This is a genomic window from Mesorhizobium sp. WSM3224 (assembly GCF_000427725.1).
Classification (GTDB): domain Bacteria; phylum Pseudomonadota; class Alphaproteobacteria; order Rhizobiales; family Rhizobiaceae; genus Mesorhizobium.
The window spans coordinates 75830-97509 of the sequence record NZ_ATYO01000011.1 but is presented as its reverse complement, the minus strand read 5'-3'; the positions used below and the strand labels follow the sequence as shown (position 1 = coordinate 97509).

Annotated in this window: 19 protein-coding genes; 6 read left to right on the top strand and 13 right to left on the bottom strand. The window is 62.5% G+C overall.

The features are described 5' to 3' along the window. Window positions 1-21: 21 nt before the first annotated feature. From YU3_RS0119510 to YU3_RS0119455, 12 genes are all read right to left on the bottom strand, one after another. A complete protein-coding gene (locus tag YU3_RS0119510) occupies window positions 22-222 on the bottom strand; it encodes a hypothetical protein (RefSeq protein ID WP_027167844.1) in 201 nt (66 codons plus the stop codon). A gap of 797 nt (window positions 223-1019) precedes the next feature. Continuing rightward, on the bottom strand, window positions 1020-2915 hold the full coding sequence (locus YU3_RS36795; protein ID WP_051333993.1) for a hypothetical protein: 1896 nt from the start codon (window positions 2913-2915) through the stop codon (window positions 1020-1022). 80 nt (window positions 2916-2995) lie between these two features. Beyond that, window positions 2996-4090: a sn-glycerol-3-phosphate ABC transporter ATP-binding protein UgpC gene (ugpC, locus tag YU3_RS0119500; protein ID WP_027167843.1), complete on the bottom strand. Its 1095-nt coding sequence runs from the start codon at window positions 4088-4090 to the stop codon at window positions 2996-2998. Window positions 4091-4100: 10 nt separating this feature from the next. Beyond that, the gene (locus YU3_RS0119495; RefSeq protein ID WP_027167842.1) at window positions 4101-4949 is read right to left on the bottom strand and encodes a carbohydrate ABC transporter permease; all 849 of its coding nucleotides are present in this window, start codon (window positions 4947-4949) and stop codon (window positions 4101-4103) included. Beyond that, on the bottom strand, window positions 4949-5890 hold the full coding sequence (locus YU3_RS0119490) for a sugar ABC transporter permease (RefSeq protein ID WP_027167841.1): 942 nt from the start codon (window positions 5888-5890) through the stop codon (window positions 4949-4951). Before YU3_RS0119490 ends, YU3_RS0119495 begins: the two co-directional genes overlap by 1 nt. 109 nt (window positions 5891-5999) lie before the next feature. After that, window positions 6000-7655, bottom strand: a complete 1656-nt coding sequence (locus YU3_RS0119485; RefSeq protein WP_027167840.1) for an extracellular solute-binding protein — start codon at window positions 7653-7655, stop codon at window positions 6000-6002. Window positions 7656-7769: 114 nt separating this feature from the next. Further along, on the bottom strand, window positions 7770-8825 hold the full coding sequence (locus tag YU3_RS0119480) for an NAD(P)-dependent oxidoreductase (RefSeq protein WP_245273551.1): 1056 nt from the start codon (window positions 8823-8825) through the stop codon (window positions 7770-7772). A gap of 11 nt (window positions 8826-8836) precedes the next feature. Continuing rightward, the gene (locus tag YU3_RS36790) at window positions 8837-9613 is read right to left on the bottom strand and encodes an aldolase/citrate lyase family protein (RefSeq protein WP_051333992.1); all 777 of its coding nucleotides are present in this window, start codon (window positions 9611-9613) and stop codon (window positions 8837-8839) included. Window positions 9614-9651: 38 nt separating this feature from the next. Continuing rightward, complete coding sequence (locus tag YU3_RS0119470) at window positions 9652-9966, bottom strand: putative quinol monooxygenase (RefSeq protein WP_036258930.1); 315 nt, start codon at window positions 9964-9966, stop codon at window positions 9652-9654. Further along, window positions 9966-10673: a transcriptional regulator NanR gene (nanR, locus tag YU3_RS0119465; protein ID WP_027167837.1), complete on the bottom strand. Its 708-nt coding sequence runs from the start codon at window positions 10671-10673 to the stop codon at window positions 9966-9968. Before nanR ends, YU3_RS0119470 begins: the two co-directional genes overlap by 1 nt. A gap of 989 nt (window positions 10674-11662) precedes the next feature. Next, window positions 11663-12412: a DUF1445 domain-containing protein gene (locus YU3_RS36785; protein WP_156913522.1), complete on the bottom strand. Its 750-nt coding sequence runs from the start codon at window positions 12410-12412 to the stop codon at window positions 11663-11665. A 233-nt stretch (window positions 12413-12645) separates the two neighbouring features. Next, window positions 12646-13548: a GNAT family N-acetyltransferase gene (locus tag YU3_RS0119455; protein ID WP_027167836.1), complete on the bottom strand. Its 903-nt coding sequence runs from the start codon at window positions 13546-13548 to the stop codon at window positions 12646-12648. Window positions 13549-13788: 240 nt separating this feature from the next. On the opposite strand from YU3_RS0119455, the gene argE reads away from it, so the two are divergent. The 6 genes from argE (at window position 13789) to YU3_RS0119425 (ending at window position 20362) form a co-directional block, all read left to right on the top strand. Beyond that, complete coding sequence (gene argE, locus YU3_RS0119450) at window positions 13789-14913, top strand: acetylornithine deacetylase (protein WP_027167835.1); 1125 nt, start codon at window positions 13789-13791, stop codon at window positions 14911-14913. Window positions 14914-14924: 11 nt separating this feature from the next. Then, the gene (locus YU3_RS0119445; protein WP_027167834.1) at window positions 14925-15848 is read left to right on the top strand and encodes a glyoxylate/hydroxypyruvate reductase A; all 924 of its coding nucleotides are present in this window, start codon (window positions 14925-14927) and stop codon (window positions 15846-15848) included. 22 nt (window positions 15849-15870) lie between these two features. Continuing rightward, on the top strand, window positions 15871-16224 hold the full coding sequence (locus YU3_RS0119440) for a cupin domain-containing protein (RefSeq protein ID WP_027167833.1): 354 nt from the start codon (window positions 15871-15873) through the stop codon (window positions 16222-16224). Window positions 16225-16371: 147 nt separating this feature from the next. After that, window positions 16372-17835 (top strand): aldehyde dehydrogenase family protein, encoded by a 1464-nt coding sequence (locus YU3_RS0119435; RefSeq protein ID WP_027167832.1) that lies wholly within the window; start codon window positions 16372-16374, stop codon window positions 17833-17835. 10 nt (window positions 17836-17845) lie between these two features. After that, window positions 17846-18889, top strand: coding sequence for a tartrate dehydrogenase (locus tag YU3_RS0119430; RefSeq protein ID WP_027167831.1), 1044 nt, complete (start codon window positions 17846-17848; stop codon window positions 18887-18889). Window positions 18890-18904: 15 nt separating this feature from the next. After that, complete coding sequence (locus tag YU3_RS0119425; protein WP_027167830.1) at window positions 18905-20362, top strand: NAD-dependent succinate-semialdehyde dehydrogenase; 1458 nt, start codon at window positions 18905-18907, stop codon at window positions 20360-20362. A 39-nt stretch (window positions 20363-20401) separates the two neighbouring features. On the opposite strand, the gene YU3_RS0119420 is transcribed toward YU3_RS0119425, so the two are convergent. Next, window positions 20402-21676 (bottom strand): FAD-binding oxidoreductase, encoded by a 1275-nt coding sequence (locus tag YU3_RS0119420; protein WP_027167829.1) that lies wholly within the window; start codon window positions 21674-21676, stop codon window positions 20402-20404. Between the last annotated feature and the right edge of the window lie 4 nt (window positions 21677-21680).

The following is a 21680-nucleotide window of genomic DNA, read 5'->3' as shown; positions in this document are numbered from 1 at the left end:
CGATGCTGTCGCGCCAGAGCTTCAGCCAATGCGCTTCTGCTCAAACTCATGCAGTTTCTGCCAGTCGAAGGTGACACCCACGCCCGGCTCGTCCGGGGCCAGCGCCAGCCCGTCCTGAAGCTTGAGCGGCCGCACGGTGTAGTGGTCGATATCGAGACTATGCGCCTCGACCCCACAGGCTTTGGATTGGGCCGCGACCAAGCTGACATGGAGTTCCTGCATACCGCGACTGCAAACTGGAATGCAGATCCACTTCCCTCTACGAGAAGGTCGCATCAATAGGGCTGGCGTGATTGAGACGCTCGAGAGCGTCTGAGTTCGGCGAACCCGAATATTATCGCTGGCGCACTCGGTCTTGCTGCACCTTGTGCTTTTCCAATGGTGAAGAAGGGCCTAAGACCTGGACGAGAACTCGTTGCCCATCCGTGACCGGTGTCGCTCAGGTCAGGCGAACGAAGGACGCGGCCGGCCGGGCTGGCCTTGGCATTCGCCTCGCAGCCGAAACGCTCGCAGAAGCCACAATAGTGTCGCCGGTGAGATCGGTCCCTACCGGTACACGGCATGCTTTGTCTATGCACTGCGTCATGGGAGCCTGGATGCCACGCTCACGTGCGGGCATGCGTGCCACGGACTTGGCTTGCATCCATGGTTTCCGCGTAGCGCCGGCGTGGAAACGGCCGTCGCACTCGAAGCCGCCGCCTGAAATTCGATTAGACCAGGGAACCAGAACCTGTTTGGGCGCCTGTTCACTTGAACTGAGCTAGGGATGCGGCTGATGAAAGCAAAGGATATAATGACTGCAAAGGTTGTTACCGTGTCGCCTCACCACAGCATAAGACACGCCGCACGACTTCATCATAGATTTGTAATCGACTGTCTGAACTGCATGTTTGTTGGGACTGCGTCCCATCTGATATTGGATAGGCGGATTCATCTGCCATGCAAGCCGTAGATGCGCCATTAACCGGACATCCGACACTGAACGCCAGAACGAACATTTGACTCTGTTCTCCATCGGGCTATGTCGAAGACGATCGGTCGAGGTCGACTCGCGCGACGGTGTAGGCGTCAAGGGAGATGAATTGATCATCGAGCTGTCTCACGGAGTTTTCCATGAAGTTCAGATCGGTTGCCGCCCGCTCGAACTGGTCGGCAGCAAGAAGAGCAATGCGGGCGCTGATCGGCGTATCCGAAAGCTGCACTGATTGGGTTTTGGCGGTGAGGTTTGAGAGCCACAGAGTCGCGCGCCCATCTTTTTCAGCTGCGATCGTCGCGACGCTTTCAGCGCCGGATGTTTCGACGGACAGCAGGGTGGCGCCCTTGAGCTGTGAGAGACCTGCCATAAGATGGAAAGCGGGATACATCATGCGGCGATCCTGCTGATCATACCACGGCTGCACGAAGTCGGCCTTCCTGTAGACGTGTCCGAACGGGCCGGTGAACGCGCCAAACGCGACGGCCTCGACCCCCTCGCGCCCGCAGGCCGCGAAATAGCCGACGGTCCAAGCCGCATTGAACAGCCCGCGCTGCCGAGGATCGATGCGGCTCAGACAGACGCGAGCGTTCGCTTCATTCGGCGCAGTGGAGGTTCCGTAGGGGTTCTCGCGGCAGCCGAGCTGACTGGGACCTATACGCAGGGGCAAGCGCTCGCCCATGAAAGTGCGCGTAGAGCGGATCAGATGGGGCATCGCCCGAAGCGTCTCCATCACGGAGATATCATCTGCTGAGTGCACGTTTGGGCAGGTGGTAAAGGTCACGTAGTCCAGCGCCCTGGCTGGCGGGCGCTTTCGGTTGAGCTCGGTAAAGTATGCGGCCATGCCGCCGCCCAGTGGCACCCCGGGAAAAGCTCGGCGCGCGGCGGAGTAGCTTTGCTCGAAGGTGGGCATCGCTGCCCACGGTGCCCCCGGCTGCACCGACTTCATGTCCTGCGCCGGAAAGACGGAGACAGCCTCCAGGTCGAAGCCGAGGGTGTGGACAGCCCCCGCAACCGGCTCCAATTCGCCGAAGGGATCGAGCGTGCCCTTGGTGATAATCTCGAGAACGACGCTACCGCCGGTCAACCGTGCTAGGGCCGCGTACCTTTCAAGTTGATCTTGGCCATGTCCGAGCCGGAGATCGATCTGGCAGACCATCCACTGCGGAGCCAACCGTCGAATGAGCTCGGGGATTTCCAGCGCATGCTTCGCCTCGTCGGCAGCGACGCCGACGCCAATGCGGGGCATACGGCCGATAGGCCCGCCGATCGTCAGTCTGATAGGTGGATTATGGTTTTCAGACGTCCCGGCAGGAAGCGTTCCCGACACCTGAAAACGGACGGCCTGCGTGAACTTCTGGCCTTTGGACAACCTGTAGGGCCATGGGCGACGCAGTGGGCGCACATAAGTTTTGTAAGAGGCGTCGGACCAGTTCCGCTGGTCCTCCATCTCAAATGCATCGCCTTCCATGGTGCATGTGGCCCAGATTCGAGGAGCGATCTCGTGCGACAGCGCGCGGATGTCGGTGAAGGGACATGCGGGGTCGATGTGGTCCGGAAAGGCCGATAGTTCCTCGCGACCGTCCTCGTGCAGCACCTTTAGCGGTTTGCCGGCCAAACCCTCGATCGGATGCAGCACGATGAAGCCGGTTCTGTTGGTCAACACGTCCGTTTCAGGCTCGGCTTCTGCCACAAAGGACAGCGCACCATCGCTCCTGCCCGCGATTCGTACCTGGTAGGCCAGGCGACCCCATATTCCGGCGCATGTTCCACGGTAGGCGACGCTGAACGCATCGGGCTTTTCATCGATCTGGAGGTCATCGAGAACGGGCGTATAGGTTCCCCAGTTCTCGTCCCGTACGAGAAATGAGATCCCCCGCAAAACCTCGATCCCGCCGACACGGACATAGCGTAACGCCCCATTGTCAAACTCGACCGACAAGGGTCCAGCGCGCAACGACCGCAGCGGCGGATCGATCTGTTCGGTTCCACACAGGCGGACTGCTCGAGATGCTGCCGGGGTCAAATCGCTCGCTCCGTCTTGACGTCGAAAATCGAGGCTCGATTCATGTTGATGTCGATCGGCAGCCTCTCGCCGGGACGGCTGACGTCGTGCGCCTGCAGTTCCGCCATCACCGGCGCGCCGGCAAGGCGGAAGGTCGCATAGCTGCGCGAGCCGGTCGGCTGCAGCAGGTCGATGGTTGCATCATAGCGAAACGTGCCCTGCGCGGGCCTAGCAGCGTGCGCGCGCGTCAGATGTTCTGGCCTTAATCCGAGCAGCACCTTCTGTCCGTCCGTGGCACCATTCAGTTTCCTGCCGGGCGCTACAGGCAGCAGCACATCCGCGAGCCGGATGGCGGCAGCGCTGCCGCCCAAAGTCAGCGTGCCCGGCAGGAAACTCATACGCGGAGAACCGAGAAAGCCTGCGACGAAGGTCGACCCGGGGCGCTCGAACAGGTCGAGCGGCGTGCCCTGCTGCTCGATCACCCCGTCACGCATCAGCACGATACGATCAGCCAGCGTCATCGCCTCGATCTGGTCATGGGTGACGTAGATCATCGTTGTGGCGATGGCCTGGTGAAGGCGCTTGATCTCGCCGCGCATTTCATCGCGAAGTTGCGCGTCGAGATTGGACAGCGGCTCATCGAACAGAAAGATGCGCGGGTTGCGCACGATGGCGCGGCCGATGGCGACGCGCTGGCGCTGTCCTCCGGACAATTGGCGCGGAAAGCGTCCGAGCAGAGGGGTGATGCCAAGCATGCGCGCCGCCTCGGCGACGCGCGCCTCCACCTCCGGTTTCGGCATTTTGCGGGCCTTCAGGCCGAAGCCGATGTTCTTTGCCACGCTCATATGCGGATAGAGCGCATAGTCCTGAAAGACCATCGCCACGTCGCGGTCGCGCGGTCTGAAATCGTTTACGACCTCGCCGCCAATCTCGATCGTGCCTTCCGAACTCTCCTCTAGCCCGGCGATCGTCCTCAGCAGTGTGCTCTTGCCGCAGCCGGATGGGCCGACCAGCACGGTGAACTCGCCGTCGCGAATGTCGAGGTCTATACCACGCACGGCATGGAAGGCGCCGTAGCGCTTGTGCAAGCCGGTGATCCTGACTTCGGCCATGCGACCCTTTCTATCCGCGAACGGCGCCGAGCGTGAGCCCGCGCACGAGGTGTCGTTGAGCAAGTACCCCCAGCGCGATCGATGGAACGAGTGATACGATGGCAAGGGCTGCCGCCTCGCCATATTGCGCCCCCTGGAAGCCGATGAAGGCACGGAACACTGTTGGCAGCGTGAAAGCGGTGCGGCTCGTGAGGATCAGCGCGAAGAAGAACTCCGTCCAGCAGGCGATGAAGGCGAAGACGGCCGCCGCGACAATCCCTGGAGCGGCGAGCGGCACAGCCACGCGCCAGAACGCCTCCCAGCGCGTGCAGCCATCGACGAGGGCCGCCTCCTCCATTGATTTCGGCATGCCGCGGAAATAGGCGAACATCATCCACACCGATACCGGCAGCGTAAACACCGTGTAGGCTATGATCAGGCCGATATGCGTGTCGTAAAGGCCGACGCCACGGTAGATCAGGAACACTGGCAGCACGATGCCAATAGGCGGCAGGAAACGCTGCGAGAGCACCCAGAAGGACAAATGCTGGCCGCCGGTGTTGTAGCGCGCCAGGCTGTAGGCCATCAGTGTGCCGAACAGGGCGGAGAGCACCGTTGCCGACAGCGAGATGATCAGGCTGTTGATCAGCCCGTCGAGGCCGCGATAGGCGAACAGCGCAGCTTTGTAGTGGACAAGCGTCGGTGCGGTTGGGAACCAGACGGGCGGCACGGTGAGGTAGTCGTCGCTCGGCTTGATTGAGGTGTTAAACATCCAGTAGAGCGGCCACAACACGAAGACCAGGAAGAAGCCGAGCAGCAGGATGCGGCCGATCGGCACCGACCGGCGTTTCCTGCGGCGGGCGCGCGCGACGACGGGCATCAGACCGGCTCAGCCTTCAAGAGCCGCCTTACCAGCAGCATCACCACCAATGCAGTAAAGATCAGGAACAGCCAACTTCCGGCTGTCGCCTGTGACAGATGGAATTGGGTGAAGCCGACGGTGTATAGATAATAGGAGGCTGTGTAGGTCTGCGTGCCCGGCCCGCCGCCGGTCATGATGAAAATGGTATCGAACATGCGGATGGCGTCGAGGAGCCGAAAGGTCAGCGCCAGCAGCATCATCGGCCCGAGATGCGGCACGGTAATGGCCCAGAAGGCCTGCCAGGCATTGACGCTGTCGAGTTCCGCCGCCTCGTAGAGGTTCGGGGAGATGGCGGTAAGCCCGGCGAGCAGGATGACGAACATGAACGGTGTCCACTGCCAGACATCGGCGATGATCAGCGAGACATAGAGCCATGGGCTCTCCGTCATCCAGCCGATCGTCACCTCCTGCCCCAGCAGTTGCGTCAGAATGTAGTTGGTCGGCCCGAAAGGCCGCTGCAGCAGCAGCGTCCAGGCCTGGCCAACGATGACCGGGCTTATGAACAGCGGCACGATCAGGATCGACATGATCACGCCGCGGCCCGGAAAGCTGCGCACCATGGTCAGCGCCACAAGCAGCCCAAGCACGAACTCGATGGCGACGCTGAGTCCCGACAGGCATGCTGTCAGCACCAGTGACCAGCGCGCCACGGGATCGAACACGACCCGCTCGTAATTCTTCACTCCGACAAAGGCGTGGCCCGGCACCTGGAAGTCGTAGTTGATGAAGGAGACGACCATCGAAAACAGCAGCGGATAGATCGACAGCGCCAGAATCAGCAGCACCGCGGGCGCGACCAGAAGCCATTTGAAGTGGCGGTCCGCCCATTGCGCGAAGGCCGACAGCCGCGGCGGAGCGCCGGCGGCCTTCATACGACTGATCGTGGCGGTGTGCTGCATCCGTTTATTCCAAAAACCGCCTGGCGGTTGCGGGAGGTGTTGCGAGCGAAGCGCCCGCAACACCGATTTTGCTCAAGAGAGCCGACGTGCCTCCCAGCAGGCCGAGATCTCAGAGAGTGACTGCCATGCCAAGCTTCTCAACCGTGTTGTCGGCGGTGGCGCCAGGCAGCTTCAGGAACTCGGTGAAGAACGCCTTTTGCGAATCCACGCCAAGCCGGTCGGTAGTCTCGTTCCACTCAGTTGCCGCCGTCCCAAGCGATGCCTTCGGGTCGGCGCCGGCCCACACCGCTGTGCACATCCGGTCGATCGAGAGGAAATAGTCCTGCGCACCGGGCATGATCGGGTCGAGCAGGCCGACATTGGCCGAGTTGTTGAGGTTGGCCAAGTACTCTTTGGCGCTCGGGAACAGCGCGCCATAGAGCTCCGACTTGAAATGCGAGATGCGGTACGGGTCGCGCAACGCATAGGGCAGCATGCAGCGCGCCAGCGAGACGGGCGGCGAGCAGGCCCACTGCATGAACAGATACGCCGCCTCCGGATTGGGCGAATCCGCCGACAACGCCTTGTTGTAGCCAGTGGCATGTTCCGGATTGCCCGGCACGACTGCATAGCCGACCTTGCCAGCGATCTGCGACTGCGGAATGAAGTTGATCGCTGTGGCGGACTGCGAATAGTTCGCCGCCATGCGGCCGGTAGGCGGCCACGAATAGATCATGGCAACTTTTCCGGTCAGGAACGCCGCCCATAGGGATACGGCGTCGAGTTCGTTATTGCCGGGGATCGAGGCCTTGTTCGCCGCTAGCATGTTCGTCAGTGTCTTGACGCCGGCGTCCGAAGCCAAGCCGGCTTTCATGTCCTCGCCGAACAGTTTTCCACCGTTAGCGCGGAACTGCTGCAGGAAGTCGAACTGGTTGCCCGGGCTGCCCGCCTTGCGGAAGTGGCCCGCGCCATAAACCTTCGGCGCCATCTGGTCGGTGATGAACTGAGCGATCTGGGCGTACTCCTCCCAGGTCTTCGGCGGCCCCAGTTTGGCGTTGAACTTGCCCTGGTAGGCCTCCATCATCTTCGGATCCTCGAAGATATCCTTGCGGAAGTAGAGAGCGAACATGTCGCCGTCGTCGAAGAAGCCCCAGATCTTTCCCTTGTAGGTCGGCAGCGCCTTGTAGAGAGGATGATAGTCCGCAAGGTCGGCCGGGTTCATATATTTGGCGATGTAGTCGTCAAGAGGTGCGATGACGCCGCCATCGGCGAGCGACGGCGTCCAGGCTGGCGAGATGTCGAGAACGTCATAGGCGCCTGAGCCGGCAATGTGCTCGGCGACAGCCTTAGAGTACTGGTCCGGGTTCGATAGTTCGACCACATTCGACTTCATACCCGTAAGCTGCTCCCACATCGGCCCACTAAAATTGCGTGGGTCGAGAGCCTGCAGCCCTGCTTCGTAGGTCATGTTCAGCGTGACGCCAGAATGCGTCTTGGCAGCCTGGACCGCACGGAAGGCGGAACCATCCGCCGGGCCTTCCATCGACGCCTTCATGGCCGCCGCCTGTGCCTGGCCGAGCGGGGAAGCAGCGTCCGCCAGTTCGAGCTTCTGCTGCGCTAGCGCCCAATCCGTCATCATGGCGAGTATCGGTCCGGAAGCTGCCAGCATGCCGGTCATCTGCCCGAAGCGGGTTATGAAAGTTCGGCGGGTGGTTTCGCCGCGCATGAAGGCGTCGACCTCACCTTCGAGGCCTGCCTGAAAGTCGCGTTTGTCATGATCGTTCATAGTACTTGCTCCTCCCATTACGTTTGGCTTCACTCGTCCGCGGGCGCGGCGGTCGAGCCTTCCTCCCGTGAAGCCGACGCAAAGGCTGCGGCGGCGCGCCGAATGCTCGTACTCCTAAGTCCCGAGGCGGGCAGCGAAACCGGCCAGCCGATTCTTCCATACTTCGTTCGAAAGCACCTCGCGATTGACCACGCCGCGCGGCTCTCGGCCGTGCTGGACCTCGAGCACCGCCTTGACGTCCGCGGCGCCGTTGCCGGCAAAGCACTGGTCGGTCCAGCAGAGCGCGTGCGGCGTCAGAATGACATTATCGAGCTTGAGGATCGGATTCTCGGCATCCGGCGGCTCCTGCTCCAGCACGTCGAGCCCCGCGCCAGCGATGCGGCGCTCCTGCAGCATTTTCGTCAGCGCCTTCTGGTCGATGATCGGGCCGCGCGCGGTGTTGATCAGGTAAGCTGTCGGCTTCATCAGGGCGAGCCGCTCGGCATTGACGATGTGGTGGGTCTCGGGCGTCAGCGGACAACTCACCGACAGTACGTCGGCGCGGCGGAACAGATCCTCGAGCCCGACCAATTCGACGTCTAGTTCGGCAGCCAGCTTCCTGTCAGCGAATGGGTCATAGGCGATGAATTTCATGTCGAAGGGCTTCGCCATGCGAAAGACTTCGGCGCCGATGTTGCCGATGCCGAGCGATCCCAGCGTGCGCCCGACGAGACCGACGCCCATATGTTCCGAACGCTGATTGAACCCTTCAGGTCCCTTGCGGGTCAGCGCGTCCTTCGTGAGCAGTTTGCCGGTCAGTGCCAACATGAACGTGATGACGGATACGGCAACGGGCCGCCGCACCCCGTCGGGCGTAATGACCAGGGCGATGCCGGCGGCGGTGCAGGCCTCGACGTCGACGGTATCGTAGCCAACCCCGAAACGAGCGACGACGGCTAGGCGGCCGCTCTTCGGGACACTCATTGCATCGAAACGATGGGTTAGCAGGATCAGCGCATCGAAATCCTCAAGCTGCTCGGCGTGCAGTGGATTGTTCGATTCCAGGAAAGCCATCTCGACGCCGGGCGCATTGCGTAGCGGCTCCAGGTCGAAGTCGGGATAGGTCGGCGAGTCGTCCGGCTTCCGGAAATCACCGGAAAGCGCCACCCTGAAGTTTTCGCTGTCCATCATCTCCTCCGCCCTTACTGGCACCCGGCCCGGATCTTGGAGACCGCGTCGGCTATCGCATCGTGCAGGACCCAGACATCGCCCGAATAGCAAATGAAATCGAACCCTTGTGCGTAGAAGTCGTGACCCTGCTGGACGTTGGGCACCAGGCGACCGAGCGATTTGTTGTGGCTCTTGGCGGCGGCAACGATCTTGTCCATCGCGGCGGTAAAGGTGGGATGGGCGAACTCGCCGGGGATACCGAGCGAGACCGACAGATCGAAGTGTCCGACCCACAGACAATCGACCCCGTCCAGTGCCGCGATGCCGTCGATGTTCTTGACGCCGTCGGCTGTCTCGATCAGGCAAATGAACACCGAGCGCTGGTTGGCCGCTTCGAATTTATCTGCAACCGAGCCCGGACGGTAGCGGTCATGCGCGATCTGCAGCGCCACGCCGCGAGCGCCAACAGGATGATATTTCATAGAATTGATGATGTGCTGTGCCTGTTCGACGGTACTCACCATCGGCGCGATCAGGCCTTCCGCGCCCATATCCATGGCGCGGGCGAGGAAATGATAGTCCTTCGACGGCACACGCACCATAACCGGCAGGTCGGCAGCTTCGAAATAACGGATCGCGCTCTTCACCGTTTCCAGGCTGAAGCCCGAATGTTCCATATCGAAGAAGGCGAAGTCGCAGCCGGCGGACTTTAGAATGTGCCCAATTCCCGGCGTCGCAAACTCGGCGACAAGCGTGCCGAGCTTAATCTGCCGGTGAGCGGCTAACGCCTTGAGCCTTGGCTCTGACATGCACTTCCTCCCTTCGCCCGCAAAGGGGCGCAATCCGATTATGTCTTCAAGGCGCAGCCTTCGAAAACGAGGTCGCAGATCGTCACCGACTTGGAGTCGACGAGCGGCGTGATCTGAGTATTGAATTCGTCGAAATGAGCTGTTCGGCAGTGTTCGTCGAAGGCGGCTTCGCTATCGTAAATCTCGTAGAGCACGATCCGGTCTGGCTCGCCGCGCGCCTCCGTCACGTCGAAGCGGCGACAGCCGGCCTCGTTGCACACCGACGCAGTCGCATTGGCGTCGACGAGCTCTCTAAAGCTGTCTCGGGTGCCCGGCTTGAGGCGGAAATCGACCCAGACAACGTAGCCGGTCATCACTTGGGCCTCGCGATTTCCAGATAGCGCCTCGAAACATATTCCAGATGCCTGCGCATCGCCGCTTCGGACCGGTCCGGATCGCGCGCGGCGATTGCCTCGAAGATTTGGCGATGGGCTTCGTAGGCCTTGCGGTCTTCACCTTCGGCCAAAGTCGTGCGCCTCTGTTCGAGCAGCCATTCGGCTAAAGCGGCGTGGATAGCTGTGAAGATTCGATTCCGGGTGATCACTGCCAACACGTAGTGGAAATCGACGTCGGTGCGCTCGAATCGCGTGAGATCGCCGATGGACTGCCGGTTAATCTCGAGCGCCTCCTTGAGCCTTTCAATATCGTCTGGCGCGGCATTCACAGCGGCATTGCGGGCAAGCCCGACCTCGAAAAATAAACGCGCGCTCTGGAAGTCGTGAACACCGCCCGGGGCCGAAATCATGTGCCGCGCCGGCCCTGAGAGGGCGTCGATCACGAATTGGGGGGTGGGTCGAGTGACGCGGGCACGCTCGCCGGACCTCACCTCGACAAGGCCCATCTTGCTCAGATGCAGCAGCGCCTCACGGATTGAAGGGCGCCCGACCCCGAACTGCCGCATCAGTTCCCGTTCCGACGGGAGCCGGTCGGCTTCGGCCACTTCTCCATTGCGGATCATTCGCTCGAGGTGTGCTGCGACCTCGTCCGAAAGCTTCCGCTGTTTAATCTGAACTCCAATCACGTGGCATACCTTTTATACCAGCGCCATCAAGCTATTGCCATAGGGCCCCTATGTCAAACACAACTGATATCGACAGACGCTCGTCTCCGAGCGCAAACAAGCGAGCGAGGCAGCGATCAACCAACGATTGGCGAGATTGAGCAGGCTGCCATTACCGATGGCCTAGACCCTCATCTTCGTCTTTCATTGCCGCAAGAAGGGCATCCCCAACCGCGCCGGATCGATCCGATCAGCCTGTGCCAACGGCCAACGGCTCCGATGCTCAAACGTTTCGGGTTTCGGGCGCGGCTGAAGAGGTTGATGACTGCCGCACCCGGAGCAGTTCGACGAATCTCCTTATTTCGTGGCCTGTTGAAATGCAGCCGCGTCTTTCTGGAGCCGATCGATCCGCGCCTGCTCAAGCTGCCTTTGCCGCCCGCACGGTACTGCATTACTCAGCGACTTAACCTAAGGCATTCAAAAGTATGAACTTATTCGGCTCAGTCCGTCCCATCATCGTCCCGACCCGCCATCTCGAATCGTGGCGCTCGATCTCGATTTGCTGTCAGGTAGCTTGCCGACGATAGCAAAAGAACGCCTCCTCAATAGTGGGTTTTGCGATGTAGCGGTCTACCGACTCGAACCCCCATAGATGCTCAGATCAAGGTTGCACCACAGCGGATCCTGACAGCCCGACCTCCTCCAGAAGCGCGCGCATCTCGACGGGAGCCGCAAGACAGAAAGTTCGAAAAGCTTCTAGGAACCCCAGTCGATCGCCAATTGCAGAACCGGCTGACGAACAGTTTGGAGCCGCAAGCTGACCAACGGCTTTGGTATGGAAAAGCGGACGGATCCTACCAGCACGTCCCGGCCATCAGTACCGGTCACCAACCTGCGAAGATGACGATGATAGTATCGCCGGAAGCGAAACCGTATCAAACCTTGAAAGTACCAGCATCTGCTTTTGCATCAACGTCGGTGATTAACATATGCCCCCGGCGATACTGTGATCAAGTCGCGAGTTCGGCGCGAGCAAGCGCATGTTGCGCAGTCAGGCTGCTGGCCCAGAAAACCGGGACGTCCCCGTCCATGATTTCGACCGCGTCGCCCCAGTCGGGAGCCATCAGATCTCCTATTCCGATAATCGATGGCTCTCCGACATGGATAGGAGAACCATGGGCAAGCGGGAAGCGTGCGGTGAGGGCGCGAACCTTGTCGACATCGCCCTGTCTTATGGGACGCATGGAGACGACCATCTCGCCATCGAAAGGTCCCGCGCCGCGCGTCATGATTTTGGTCCGGAACTTTGGCAGGGCCTTGCCGCGGCCGATGCTGCGCAGCTCGACGCCCTTTTCCACGAGAGCCGCTTTGACGGTAAGCGCGCTGCCGAGTGCGAAAGCGGCAAAATCGTCCTGCCAGAGGTCGATGATATCCGTCCGCTGACGGATCACCTCGCCAAATCGGTGGATATTGTATTGCGGAGCGTCGGTGCGGATATCGATATCGCCCAGCGCTGGAAGCAGCGGGCTGCCGGCGCGGCTTACCCCCACCAGTGGGCAGGCTTGAGGGTTGCGGACGCAAAACCGATGGAAATCGCCGGCAAAGCGCCGGGGCACAATCACGACGTTGGCTTGGAGCTTGCTCCTCGCAAGTCCGTCTGTACGGCCTTCATAGGCCCCCGTCCTGACCAGCCTGCGCAGTTTATCTGCATCGGTCAGCCGCAAATTGTCATAGAACAATGAAGTGACTTGGCGAGGCATGGCTTCCGCAAATATGCACGTTCCACGGAAGAGTGTAATATCATCGGCGAGTCAGCCGATTGTCAGATTACCATGATCTTTCCTCTTCGATAACTTGTATTTATCGATAGTTGGCAAACTCTACCGCTCGCCTTTGGCTCCGTTTATGCGATGAGCAGCTCGCTGTAGCGCTCGCCGTTCGCTGGACCCGAGTCCCCAAGCGCACGGTTTGGGAGACTGAATTACCCAAAGTATTACCCAAGAGTTTGACTAGCTAGTGCGTAGGTCGTCAGTGTAGCTGCACCGCCGATGACAAAATCGGGGAGGCGTTTGCCCATCGACATGGTCAGTACCGTGTCGAAGACCGGCATTCCGCTGTGCGCCAGAAAGGCAGCGAACTCGCCATTGTCCATGTGGGTGTCGATCCGCAGGAAAGATCCCGAATGGTCGGCCACGTGCGGCCGGACGGTGGCCACGGCGTCAGGGTCGCTTTCCGCCACGACCGGCCCCACGACATGGCCCCGCCCGAACGGCCGGCAGAGCGCGAAAGCGCTCAGCCTGTCACCCCTGAAAAGACCATAGCCGGCCGAGTGTGCGAAAAGCTTTTCGATGAGCGCCGCCCGCCTCACGCCAAACCCTGCCGCGTCGAGCGCGATCACGGCGGCAATATCATTTTCGCCCAAACTCCGGACATCGCCCCGAATATTTGCCGGCGCAACGATCGTCTGCGCACGGGCGATGCCCTGGCATTGATAAACGGTCTTCTCCGGCTGGAAGTCGAGGGAGAGATAGAGCCGCCTTGCCGCGCGCGTTGCGTTGAGGCGCAAGTCGCGGCCGGCGACCTTGTCGAAAACCCGCTTCATCAACCATTGCCCCGCCCCCAGCGTCTGGAGCCGCGGCGAGGTGATGACCATGCCCACGGTTGCGAAATCGGTACCATGCGCGAACCACATGGCCGAACCGAGAACCCGGCCGATCTCATCGAGCGCCACCAACCCCTCTCCCGATTGGCGTAGGAATTGCCAGTCTTCGGCGCGATGCGGCCATCCTACGGAGAGCGAGAGCGCGTGCAAACGGTCCAGTTCGACGTCTTCGATGTCGCCAATCCGCATCGAGAAGGTATCGATTTTCAAGCTTCCGGACGGCTTCAATTCCATGCCCCTGCGAGATTTCCGCAACCAGAGCGCCACGCACCGATGGCCACCCTCTGCCGCCAACGCTAAACGAGCAGACCGATACGATTTGCTCGAAAGCCGCGCAGCAACGCAAGATTCAACTGAAACATTTCAGCTTTCGGCACGCAATCGCGAATGAACGCGCACATCCTCTTTGGAAATCTGGCAGCATCTGGTCGACGGCACCGATTCCGGCGAACCCGAAACGCTTTGAGGGCTGGAATGGACGTCTTCGACATCCTCGATCGTCTCGTCGCCTTTCCATCGGTCGCCGGCAGGCCGAACGGCGATATCGTCGGCTGGGTCGCGACCTATCTCGCGGAACTCGGTACCCAGGTCACCGTGCTTCCAGGGCCGGAAGGCGATCGTTCCAATCTTTTCGCGACGATCGGCCCCGCCAATGTCCCGGGCTACATACTGTCCGGCCATATGGACGTTGTTCCCGCCAGCGAGCCGCAATGGAGTTCGAACCCTTTCGCGCTTCGCCAGGAGGGCGAACGGCTCTACGGACGCGGTACCACGGACATGAAGGGGTTTCTTGCCGCGGCACTCGCGGCCGTGCCCACGCTTGCGGGACTGCGCCTTGCCAGGCCAATCCACCTCGCCTTCTCCTACGACGAGGAGGTGGGATGTCGCGGCGTGCCGCATTTGATCGCCCGCCTTCCCGAGCTTTGCGCCAAGCCGCTCGGCGTCATCGTCGGCGAGCCGAGCGGCATGCGCGCCGTGCGCGGCCACAAGGGCAAGGCTGCCGCCCGCGTGATTGTCAACGGGCGCTCCGGCCATTCCTCGCGGCCCGATCTCGGCCTCAACGCCATCCACGCCATGGCCGCGGCGCTGAGCGCGGCCGTCGACGAGGCCGAAGGGCTGACGCACGGTCCGTTCGACCTTGCCTTCGAGCCGCCCTACTCCTCGCTGCAAGCGGGCGTGGTGGCAGGCGGACATCAGGTCAACATCATCCCCGACACCTGCATGCTAGACCTGGAGGCACGCGCCATACCTGGCGTCGACCCGGCGAGCCTGCTGGCGCCTGTGAGGACCCGCGCAGAGGCCCTTGCAACCGAGGGCTTTCGCATCGAGTGGAGCCCGATGAGCGCCTATCCGGCGATGTCGCTGCCACCGGATGCGCCGCTTGCGGGACTGCTGTACGCCCTGACCGGCGAAGCACCGCTTGCCGCCGTCAGCTACGGTACGGAGGCCGGGCTTTACCAGGCCGCTGGGTTCGATGCGATCATCTGCGGACCCGGTGATATCGATCGCGCCCACAAGCCGGATGAACACATTCTCACCAGCGAACTCGCCGCCAGCCAGCGATTGATCGAGGCGCTGGGCGCCCACTGCGCGGCTTGAAGGAACCCGGAATGACATTCCTGTTCAATTCCGATGCGCGCCGCGGGGCGATCTTCGCCGATGCCTTCGCGAGAGAACTGCCGGACGTCCCCTTCACGATGGATGCCGGAACGGTCGATCCCGACACCGTGCGTTACCTGATCAGCTGGACCGTGCCGGATAATCCCAGCCACTACAGGAACCTGGAAATCCTGTTTTCCATCGGCGCCGGCGTCGACCAATTTCACCTCGATGCGGTGCCTGCGAACGTGAAGATCGTGCGCATGATCGAGGAAGGCATTGTGCGCATGATGCAAGAGTATGTGACGCTTGCCGTGCTCGCTCTCCACCGCAACCTGCCTGGATATATGGCGCAGCAGCGCGCCGGCACATGGGCCGATATCGCACAGCCGCAGGCCGGGTCGCGCCGGGTCGGCGTGCTCGGCCTCGGGCAGCTTGGCCAAGCCGTCCTCGACCGACTGAAGCCCTTCGGCTTCCCGCTTGCTGGATGGAGCCGTTCGCCGCGGCGGATCGAGGGCGTGACCTGTCATCATGGCGAGCCCGGGCTGAACGAGATGCTCGCCGCCAGCGACATTTTGATCTGCCTGCTGCCGCTGACCGAGGAGACACGCGGTTTCCTCGATGCCGACCTGTTTGCGAAACTGCCCAGGGGCGCGGCGCTCGTCCACACCGGCCGGGGGCCGCAGCTCGACCACGAAGCCCTCGTCGCCGCGCTCGACAGTGGCCAACTCTCTGCTGCGATGATCGATGTCACCGATCCCGAACCGCTGCCGGCCGGCCATCCATTCTGGTCGCATCAAAAGGTCATTTTGACCCCGCATGTCGCCAGCGTCACCCAGCCCGCCAGCGCCGCACAGGCCGTTGTCGAAAACATCAAGCGTTACCGCGCCGGTCTTGACCCCATCGGGCTCGTCGACCGGTCGCGCGGCTATTGAGTCCAACATGAAAGGCCATCCTTTGTCCCTGCTCAAGACCGTCGATACCAGCCCAGCCTTCCCGCCGCGCGAATCCGCGGCGCTGCCTGAACGGCTGATTTCCGGCAACCCCGCCTTCAAGACCTGGGCTCAGGATGTCGCCAAGGGCGACCTCGTCCATACCGGCGTCTGGGAGGCGACGTCTGGCGAAACGCGCTCGATCAAGGGCGAGACTTTCGAGTTCTGCCACATCCTCTCCGGCGTGATCGAAATCACGCCCGACGGCGGCAAGCCGGTGACCTACCGCGCCGGCGACAGCTTCGTGATGAAGCCTGGCTTCACCGGGATTTGGAAGACCATAGAAACGGTGCGCAAGATCTACGTGACCGTAGGGTGACGGGAGCGCGGAGGCGCCGGCCTCCGCAACAGATTTTGCCGTCTGTCATCGCCGGCACACAACAATCATCCGCGACCGATCGTCGAACGGTGCATGCTGCGCCAGAGCCCGCGCTAGGCTCCTGCAGAATATTCCAGAGTGGGTGCCATGGGCCTGAGCTTCGACCCGGATACCGTCTCCCTTCCCATCGGCCATTTCATTGGCGGCGAGTTGATCGCGGCCGAGGGTGCGATCGAGATGCGCCGACCATCGGATGGCAAGGCATACGCTGCCTGCCCGGTGGCCGGCGTCGATATGATCGGCCGTGCCGTGGAAAGCGCTAAGGCCGCGCTGAAGTCCAGCAACTGGGGTGGTGTTCGGCCGCGCGAACGGACGAAGGCGCTCCAGGCCTGGGTCGACCTGATCGAGGCGGAGGCCGAAACGCTGGCCAAGATCGAGGCGCTGTGCTCCACCCGCCCCGTCGGCCAGCTCGTTGTCGGCGACATCGCGATAACCGCCGAGCAGATCCGCTTCTTTGCCGAATTCGCCGACAAGGAAGGAAGCGAGCTCGTGCCGACCGCCGACGCCACTCTCGGCATGATCATGAGCGAGCCCTATGGCGTGGTCGGCGCGATCACACCCTGGAATTTTCCCATCTCGATGGCCGGATGGAAGCTCGGTCCGGCGCTGGCAGCGGGCAATGCGGTGGTGCTGAAGCCATCGGAAATGACGCCCTTCTCGGCCGTCTATATGGCGCAACTCGCCGTCAAAGCGGGCCTGCCGGCAGGGCTCATAAACGTGGTGCTGGGAGACGGCCCGACGACGGGCACGGCGCTGACCGGCCATGCCGAGATCGCCAAGGTCAGCTTCACCGGCTCGACCCGCGCCGGCTCGGCGATCATGGAGAACGTTGCCCGCACCGGCGTCAAGCCGATGACGCTGGAACTCGGCGGCAAGAGTCCGCAGGTCGTCTTTGCCGATGCCGATCTGGAGAAGGCGGCGACGGCCATCGCCGGCAGCGTCACCTTCAATGCCGGCCAGGCCTGCGTCGCCGGCACGCGGCTGATCGTCGAGAGGAGCGTGGCCGACAGGCTGACGGCCGCCATACTGGACAAGATGAAGGCGGTGCGGCCCGGCGCGACCTGGAACGAGGCGACGCAGTATTCGCCGATCATCTCGGAACGACAGCGGGCGCGTGTCGATAGCATCGTGCGGGCCTCCATCGCGACCGGCGGCGAGTGCCTGACCGGCGGCGGCGCCATGGACAGCCCCGGCTATTTCTACGAGCCGACACTGATCGCCAATGTCGACCAGGCCAACCCGGCGATCGTCGAGGAAATCTTCGGCCCGGTCCTGACCATCCAGACCTTCGAGACCGAGGAAGAGGCGCTGGCGCTGTCCAGCCATCCGACCTACGGGCTGGCTTCCGGCCTGTTCACCTCCGACCTGTCCCGTACCATCCGCTTCGCGCGCAAGCTTGAGGCCGGCACCGTCTGGATCAACCGCTACAGCCGCTCGCGCGACCATATCCTGCCGACCGGAGGCTACAAGCGCTCCGGCATCGGCAAGGATCTCGGCCGCGAGGCCTATCTCGCCAACCGCAGGACCAAGAGCGTCCTGATCAGCCTCTAGAGAGATGCCGATGAAGTCCTATTCGATTGCCCTGATCCCCGGTGACGGCATCGGCAGCGATGTGACCGCCGCCGCCTGGACGGTGCTGGAAACGGTGGCCGGAAATTTCGGCTTTGCGCTGACCGGAACCGAGTTCCCCTGGTCCTGCAAATTCTTCAAGGATACCGGCCGCATGATGCCGCAGGACGGCATCGAGACCTTGCGCGGCTTCGACGCCATTCTTCTGGGCGCCGTCGGCTGGCCGGCGGAGGTGCCGGATTCGGTCTCGCTGCACGGTCTGCTGCTGCCGATCCGCAAGGCATTCGTGCAATACGCCAACATAAGGCCGCACCGCCTGCTGCCGGGCGTCAACGGCCCACTGCGTGCCGAGAGCTTCGACATCCTATGCATCCGCGAGAACACCGAGGGCGAGTATTCGGGCGCCGGCGGGCGCGTGCATCAGGGCACTCTGGACGAGGTCGCGGTGGAAACCTCGATCTTCACCCGCGCCGGCGTCGAGCGCATCCTGCGCTTCGGCTTCGAGCAGGCGCGGGCGCGTCGACGCAAGCTGGCCTCCGTCACCAAGTCCAACGCGCAGAAATATTCGATGGTGTTCTGGGACGACATCACGCGAAAGCTGGCTGCGGATTATCCGGACGTCGACGTCACCAGCTATCACGTCGACGCGCTCGCCGCGCGCATGATCATGGCACCGGAGAGCCTCGATGTGGTCGTCGCCTCCAACCTGTTCGGCGATATCCTCACCGACATCGGCGCAGCGATCCAGGGTGGGCTCGGCTACGCCGCCTCCGCCAACATCAATCCCGACCGCTCGGCACCATCCATGTTCGAGCCTGTGCACGGTTCCGCGCCCGACATCGCGCATCTGGGCATCGCTAATCCCATCGCTACTATATGGTCCGGCGCCATGATGCTCGACCATCTCGGCGAAGCGGCCGCAGCCGGGCGGGTCATGCAAGCGGTCGAAGCGACAACCGCGCGCGGCATTGGAACCATTCCGGGCAAAGACAGAACGCAGGCCATCACGGCCGCCGTCGTCGCAGCGCTCTCCTGATTGCAAGGTCGTTTGATGAAAAACCTCAAAGACAAAAGTCTCTTCCGCGAAGCCGGCCTGATCGACGGCAAATGGGTCGCTGCCGGATCCGGCAAAACGGTCGATGTTGTCGATCCGGCTGCTCAGTGCGCGATCGGCACGGTGCCCGACATGGCCGGTCCGGAGACCCGGGCGGCCATCGAGGCCGCGGCGTCCGCTTATGCTGGCTGGAAGAAGAAGACCAGCGCCGAGCGCGCTGGCCTCCTGGAGGCCTGGCATGGCCTGATGCTGGCGCATCTGGACGATCTCGCGCTGATCCTGACAACGGAACAGGGCAAGCCGCTGGACGAGGCCAAAGGCGAGATCCGCTACGGGGCTTCCTTCGTCAAATGGTTTGCCGAGGAGGCACGCCGCATCAACGGCCACACCATCCCATCACCGACGCAAGACCGCCGCATCATCGTGCTGAAGGAACCGGTCGGGGTGTGCGGCATCATCACGCCGTGGAATTTCCCCAATGCGATGATCACCCGCAAGGTCGCGCCGGCGCTGGCGGCCGGCTGCACGGTGGTGATCAAACCATCCGAGTTCACGCCCTATTCGGCGCTAGCGCTCGGTGCGCTTGCCGAACGGGCGGGCATCCCCGCCGGCGTCATCAACATCGTCACCGGCATGCCCACAGAGATCGGCAACGAGATCATGGCGAACGAGACCGTTCGCAAGATCTCCTTCACCGGCTCGACACGGGTCGGGTCGATGCTGATGCGCGGGGCGGCCGACAGCGTGAAGCGGCTCAGCCTCGAACTCGGCGGCAACGCACCCTTCATCGTCTTCGACGACGCCGACCTCGATCTTGCCGTCGAGGGCGCGCTGGTGTCGAAATTCCGCAATGGCGGCCAGACCTGCGTCTGCGCCAACCGTATCCTTGTCCATGCCGGTGTCTATGAAACCTTCGCCGCGAAGCTTACCGCCCGCGTCAACGCCATGACGGTCGGGCCGGGCACTCAGCCCGGCGTCGCCATCGGGCCGATGATCAACATGGCGGCGGTCGAGAAGATCAACCGCCACGTCGAGGACGCACTCGCCAAGGGTGCTGCGATCATCACCGAGAAACCGGCGTTGCCGGAGGGTTGTCAGTACGTAGCGCCGCTGGTGCTGAGCGGCGCCACGAAGGACATGCTGCTCGCCGGCGAGGAAACGTTCGGGCCGGTCGCGCCGCTTTTCCGCTTCGAGACGGAAGAGGAGGCGGTCGCGCTGGCCAACGGCACGCCCTATGGGCTTGCCTCCTACTTCTACACCGAGAATTTGAAACGCGCTTGGCGCGTCAGCGAGGCGCTGGAGTTCGGCATGGTGGGGCTCAACACTGGCTCGGTCTCGATCGAGGTCGCCCCGTTCGGCGGCGTCAAGCTGTCCGGCCTCGGGCGAGAAGGGGCGCAAGCCGGGATCGAGGAATATCTCGAGATGAAGAGTTTTCACATTGGCGGCCTCAGCTAAGGCAATTTGGCTGAAGCCTCGGCGGAGCGGGGCCAGCGATCACCGAATCCGGTCGAGCGCCTTGTAGTAGAGGCCGACCATCGGCAGGAACCAGGGTTTGCCGGAATAACCGGGTATGGACGGCCACCCCAGTCCCTTCATCGGATTGCGATCCTCGCGGCCGAGCATGGCATCGGCCAGGATCATGCCGAGATGGGTGGAGAGCTGGGCGCCATGGCCGGAATAGCCCATCGCGAACCAGACGCCGTCATGATAGCCGGCGCGCGGGAAGCGGTCCTTGGTCATGTCGACCAGCCCGCCCCAGCAATAGTCGATCTCGACCTTGGCGAGTTGCGGGAACATCGCCGCGAGGCCTGCCTGTAGTATCTCGCCGCTCCTGGCATCGGAGCGCTGGTCGGATGTCGCCGAAAAGCGCGCGCGTCCGCCGAAGATCAGCCGGTTATCAGGCGAGAGCCGAAAGTAATTGCCGATGTTCATCGAGGTCACGCATGTCCGGTTGCCAGGCATGGTGGCGGCGATCTCGGCGTCGCTCAACGGCCGCGTGGCGATGATGAAGCTGCCGACGGAGATGATCCTGCGGCGGAAATAGCCGAAATTCGGCGTGGTGTAGGCGCCAGTCGCCACCAGCACATTGTCGGCGCTGATCCGGCCGCGCGAAGTGGTCAGCTCATGCCTGCCGCCGGCCTGTTTGCGATCCGTCACCACCGTGTTCTCATGGATGATGGCGCCGCGGCGGGCGGCCGCCGTGGCGAGCCCCGCCACATAGCGACCCATATGCATCATGGCGCTCTTCTTCGACAGCATCGCGCCATGGAAGGGCGAGCCGATCTCGGATTTGAGATCGGCCGCCGAGAGCAGCGCCGTGTCCGGATCCACTTCCGCGTGAAGAGCTTCGAAATTGCGGGCGATCGCATCGAAATGCTGCGGCTTTGAAGCGAGCTTCAGCTTGCCGGCGCGGCGGAAATTGCAGTCGATGCCTTCCTCGGCGACCAGCGCCTCGATGGTGTCGACGGAATCGTCCAGCGCCCGGTAGAGCGCGATCGCGCGTTCCTTGCCGAGCTCCGCCTTGGCCGAGAGGTAGCTGTGGGCCAGTCCGTTGTTCAGGTGCCCGCCATTCCGACCGGACGCCCCCCAGCCCACCCGCTCCGCTTCCAGCACTACCACCCTGGCGCCAGCCTTCGCCAGTTGGCGCGCCGCCGCGAGGCCGGTGAATCCGCCGCCGATGATGGCTGCATCATAGTGTCCCTCGACCGGGCCTTGCGCGCCGCCGGAAAAGAACGGTGCCGTGTCGTGCCAGTAGGACACCAACTTCATCGCC

Bases quoted from the DNA above. Each gene is read 5' to 3' on its own strand.
- YU3_RS0119510 (WP_027167844.1), bottom strand. From the start codon at position 222: ATGCAGGAACTCCATGTCAGCTTGGTCGCGGCCCAATCCAAAGCCTGT.
- ugpC (WP_027167843.1), bottom strand. From the start codon at position 4,090: ATGGCCGAAGTCAGGATCACCGGCTTGCACAAGCGCTACGGCGCCTTC.
- YU3_RS0119495 (WP_027167842.1), bottom strand. From the start codon at position 4,949: ATGCCCGTCGTCGCGCGCGCCCGCCGCAGGAAACGCCGGTCGGTGCCG.
- YU3_RS0119490 (WP_027167841.1), bottom strand. From the start codon at position 5,890: ATGCAGCACACCGCCACGATCAGTCGTATGAAGGCCGCCGGCGCTCCG.
- YU3_RS0119485 (WP_027167840.1), bottom strand. From the start codon at position 7,655: ATGAACGATCATGACAAACGCGACTTTCAGGCAGGCCTCGAAGGTGAG.
- YU3_RS0119480 (WP_245273551.1), bottom strand. From the start codon at position 8,825: ATGATGGACAGCGAAAACTTCAGGGTGGCGCTTTCCGGTGATTTCCGG.
- YU3_RS36790 (WP_051333992.1), bottom strand. From the start codon at position 9,613: ATGTCAGAGCCAAGGCTCAAGGCGTTAGCCGCTCACCGGCAGATTAAG.
- YU3_RS0119470 (WP_036258930.1), bottom strand. From the start codon at position 9,966: ATGACCGGCTACGTTGTCTGGGTCGATTTCCGCCTCAAGCCGGGCACC.
- YU3_RS36785 (WP_156913522.1), bottom strand. From the start codon at position 12,412: ATGCCTCGCCAAGTCACTTCATTGTTCTATGACAATTTGCGGCTGACC.
- YU3_RS0119455 (WP_027167836.1), bottom strand. From the start codon at position 13,548: ATGGAATTGAAGCCGTCCGGAAGCTTGAAAATCGATACCTTCTCGATG.
- argE (WP_027167835.1), top strand. From the start codon at position 13,789: ATGGACGTCTTCGACATCCTCGATCGTCTCGTCGCCTTTCCATCGGTC.
- YU3_RS0119445 (WP_027167834.1), top strand. From the start codon at position 14,925: ATGACATTCCTGTTCAATTCCGATGCGCGCCGCGGGGCGATCTTCGCC.
- YU3_RS0119435 (WP_027167832.1), top strand. From the start codon at position 16,372: ATGGGCCTGAGCTTCGACCCGGATACCGTCTCCCTTCCCATCGGCCAT.
- YU3_RS0119430 (WP_027167831.1), top strand. From the start codon at position 17,846: ATGAAGTCCTATTCGATTGCCCTGATCCCCGGTGACGGCATCGGCAGC.
- YU3_RS0119425 (WP_027167830.1), top strand. From the start codon at position 18,905: ATGAAAAACCTCAAAGACAAAAGTCTCTTCCGCGAAGCCGGCCTGATC.
- YU3_RS0119420 (WP_027167829.1), bottom strand. From the start codon at position 21,676: ATGAAGTTGGTGTCCTACTGGCACGACACGGCACCGTTCTTTTCCGGC.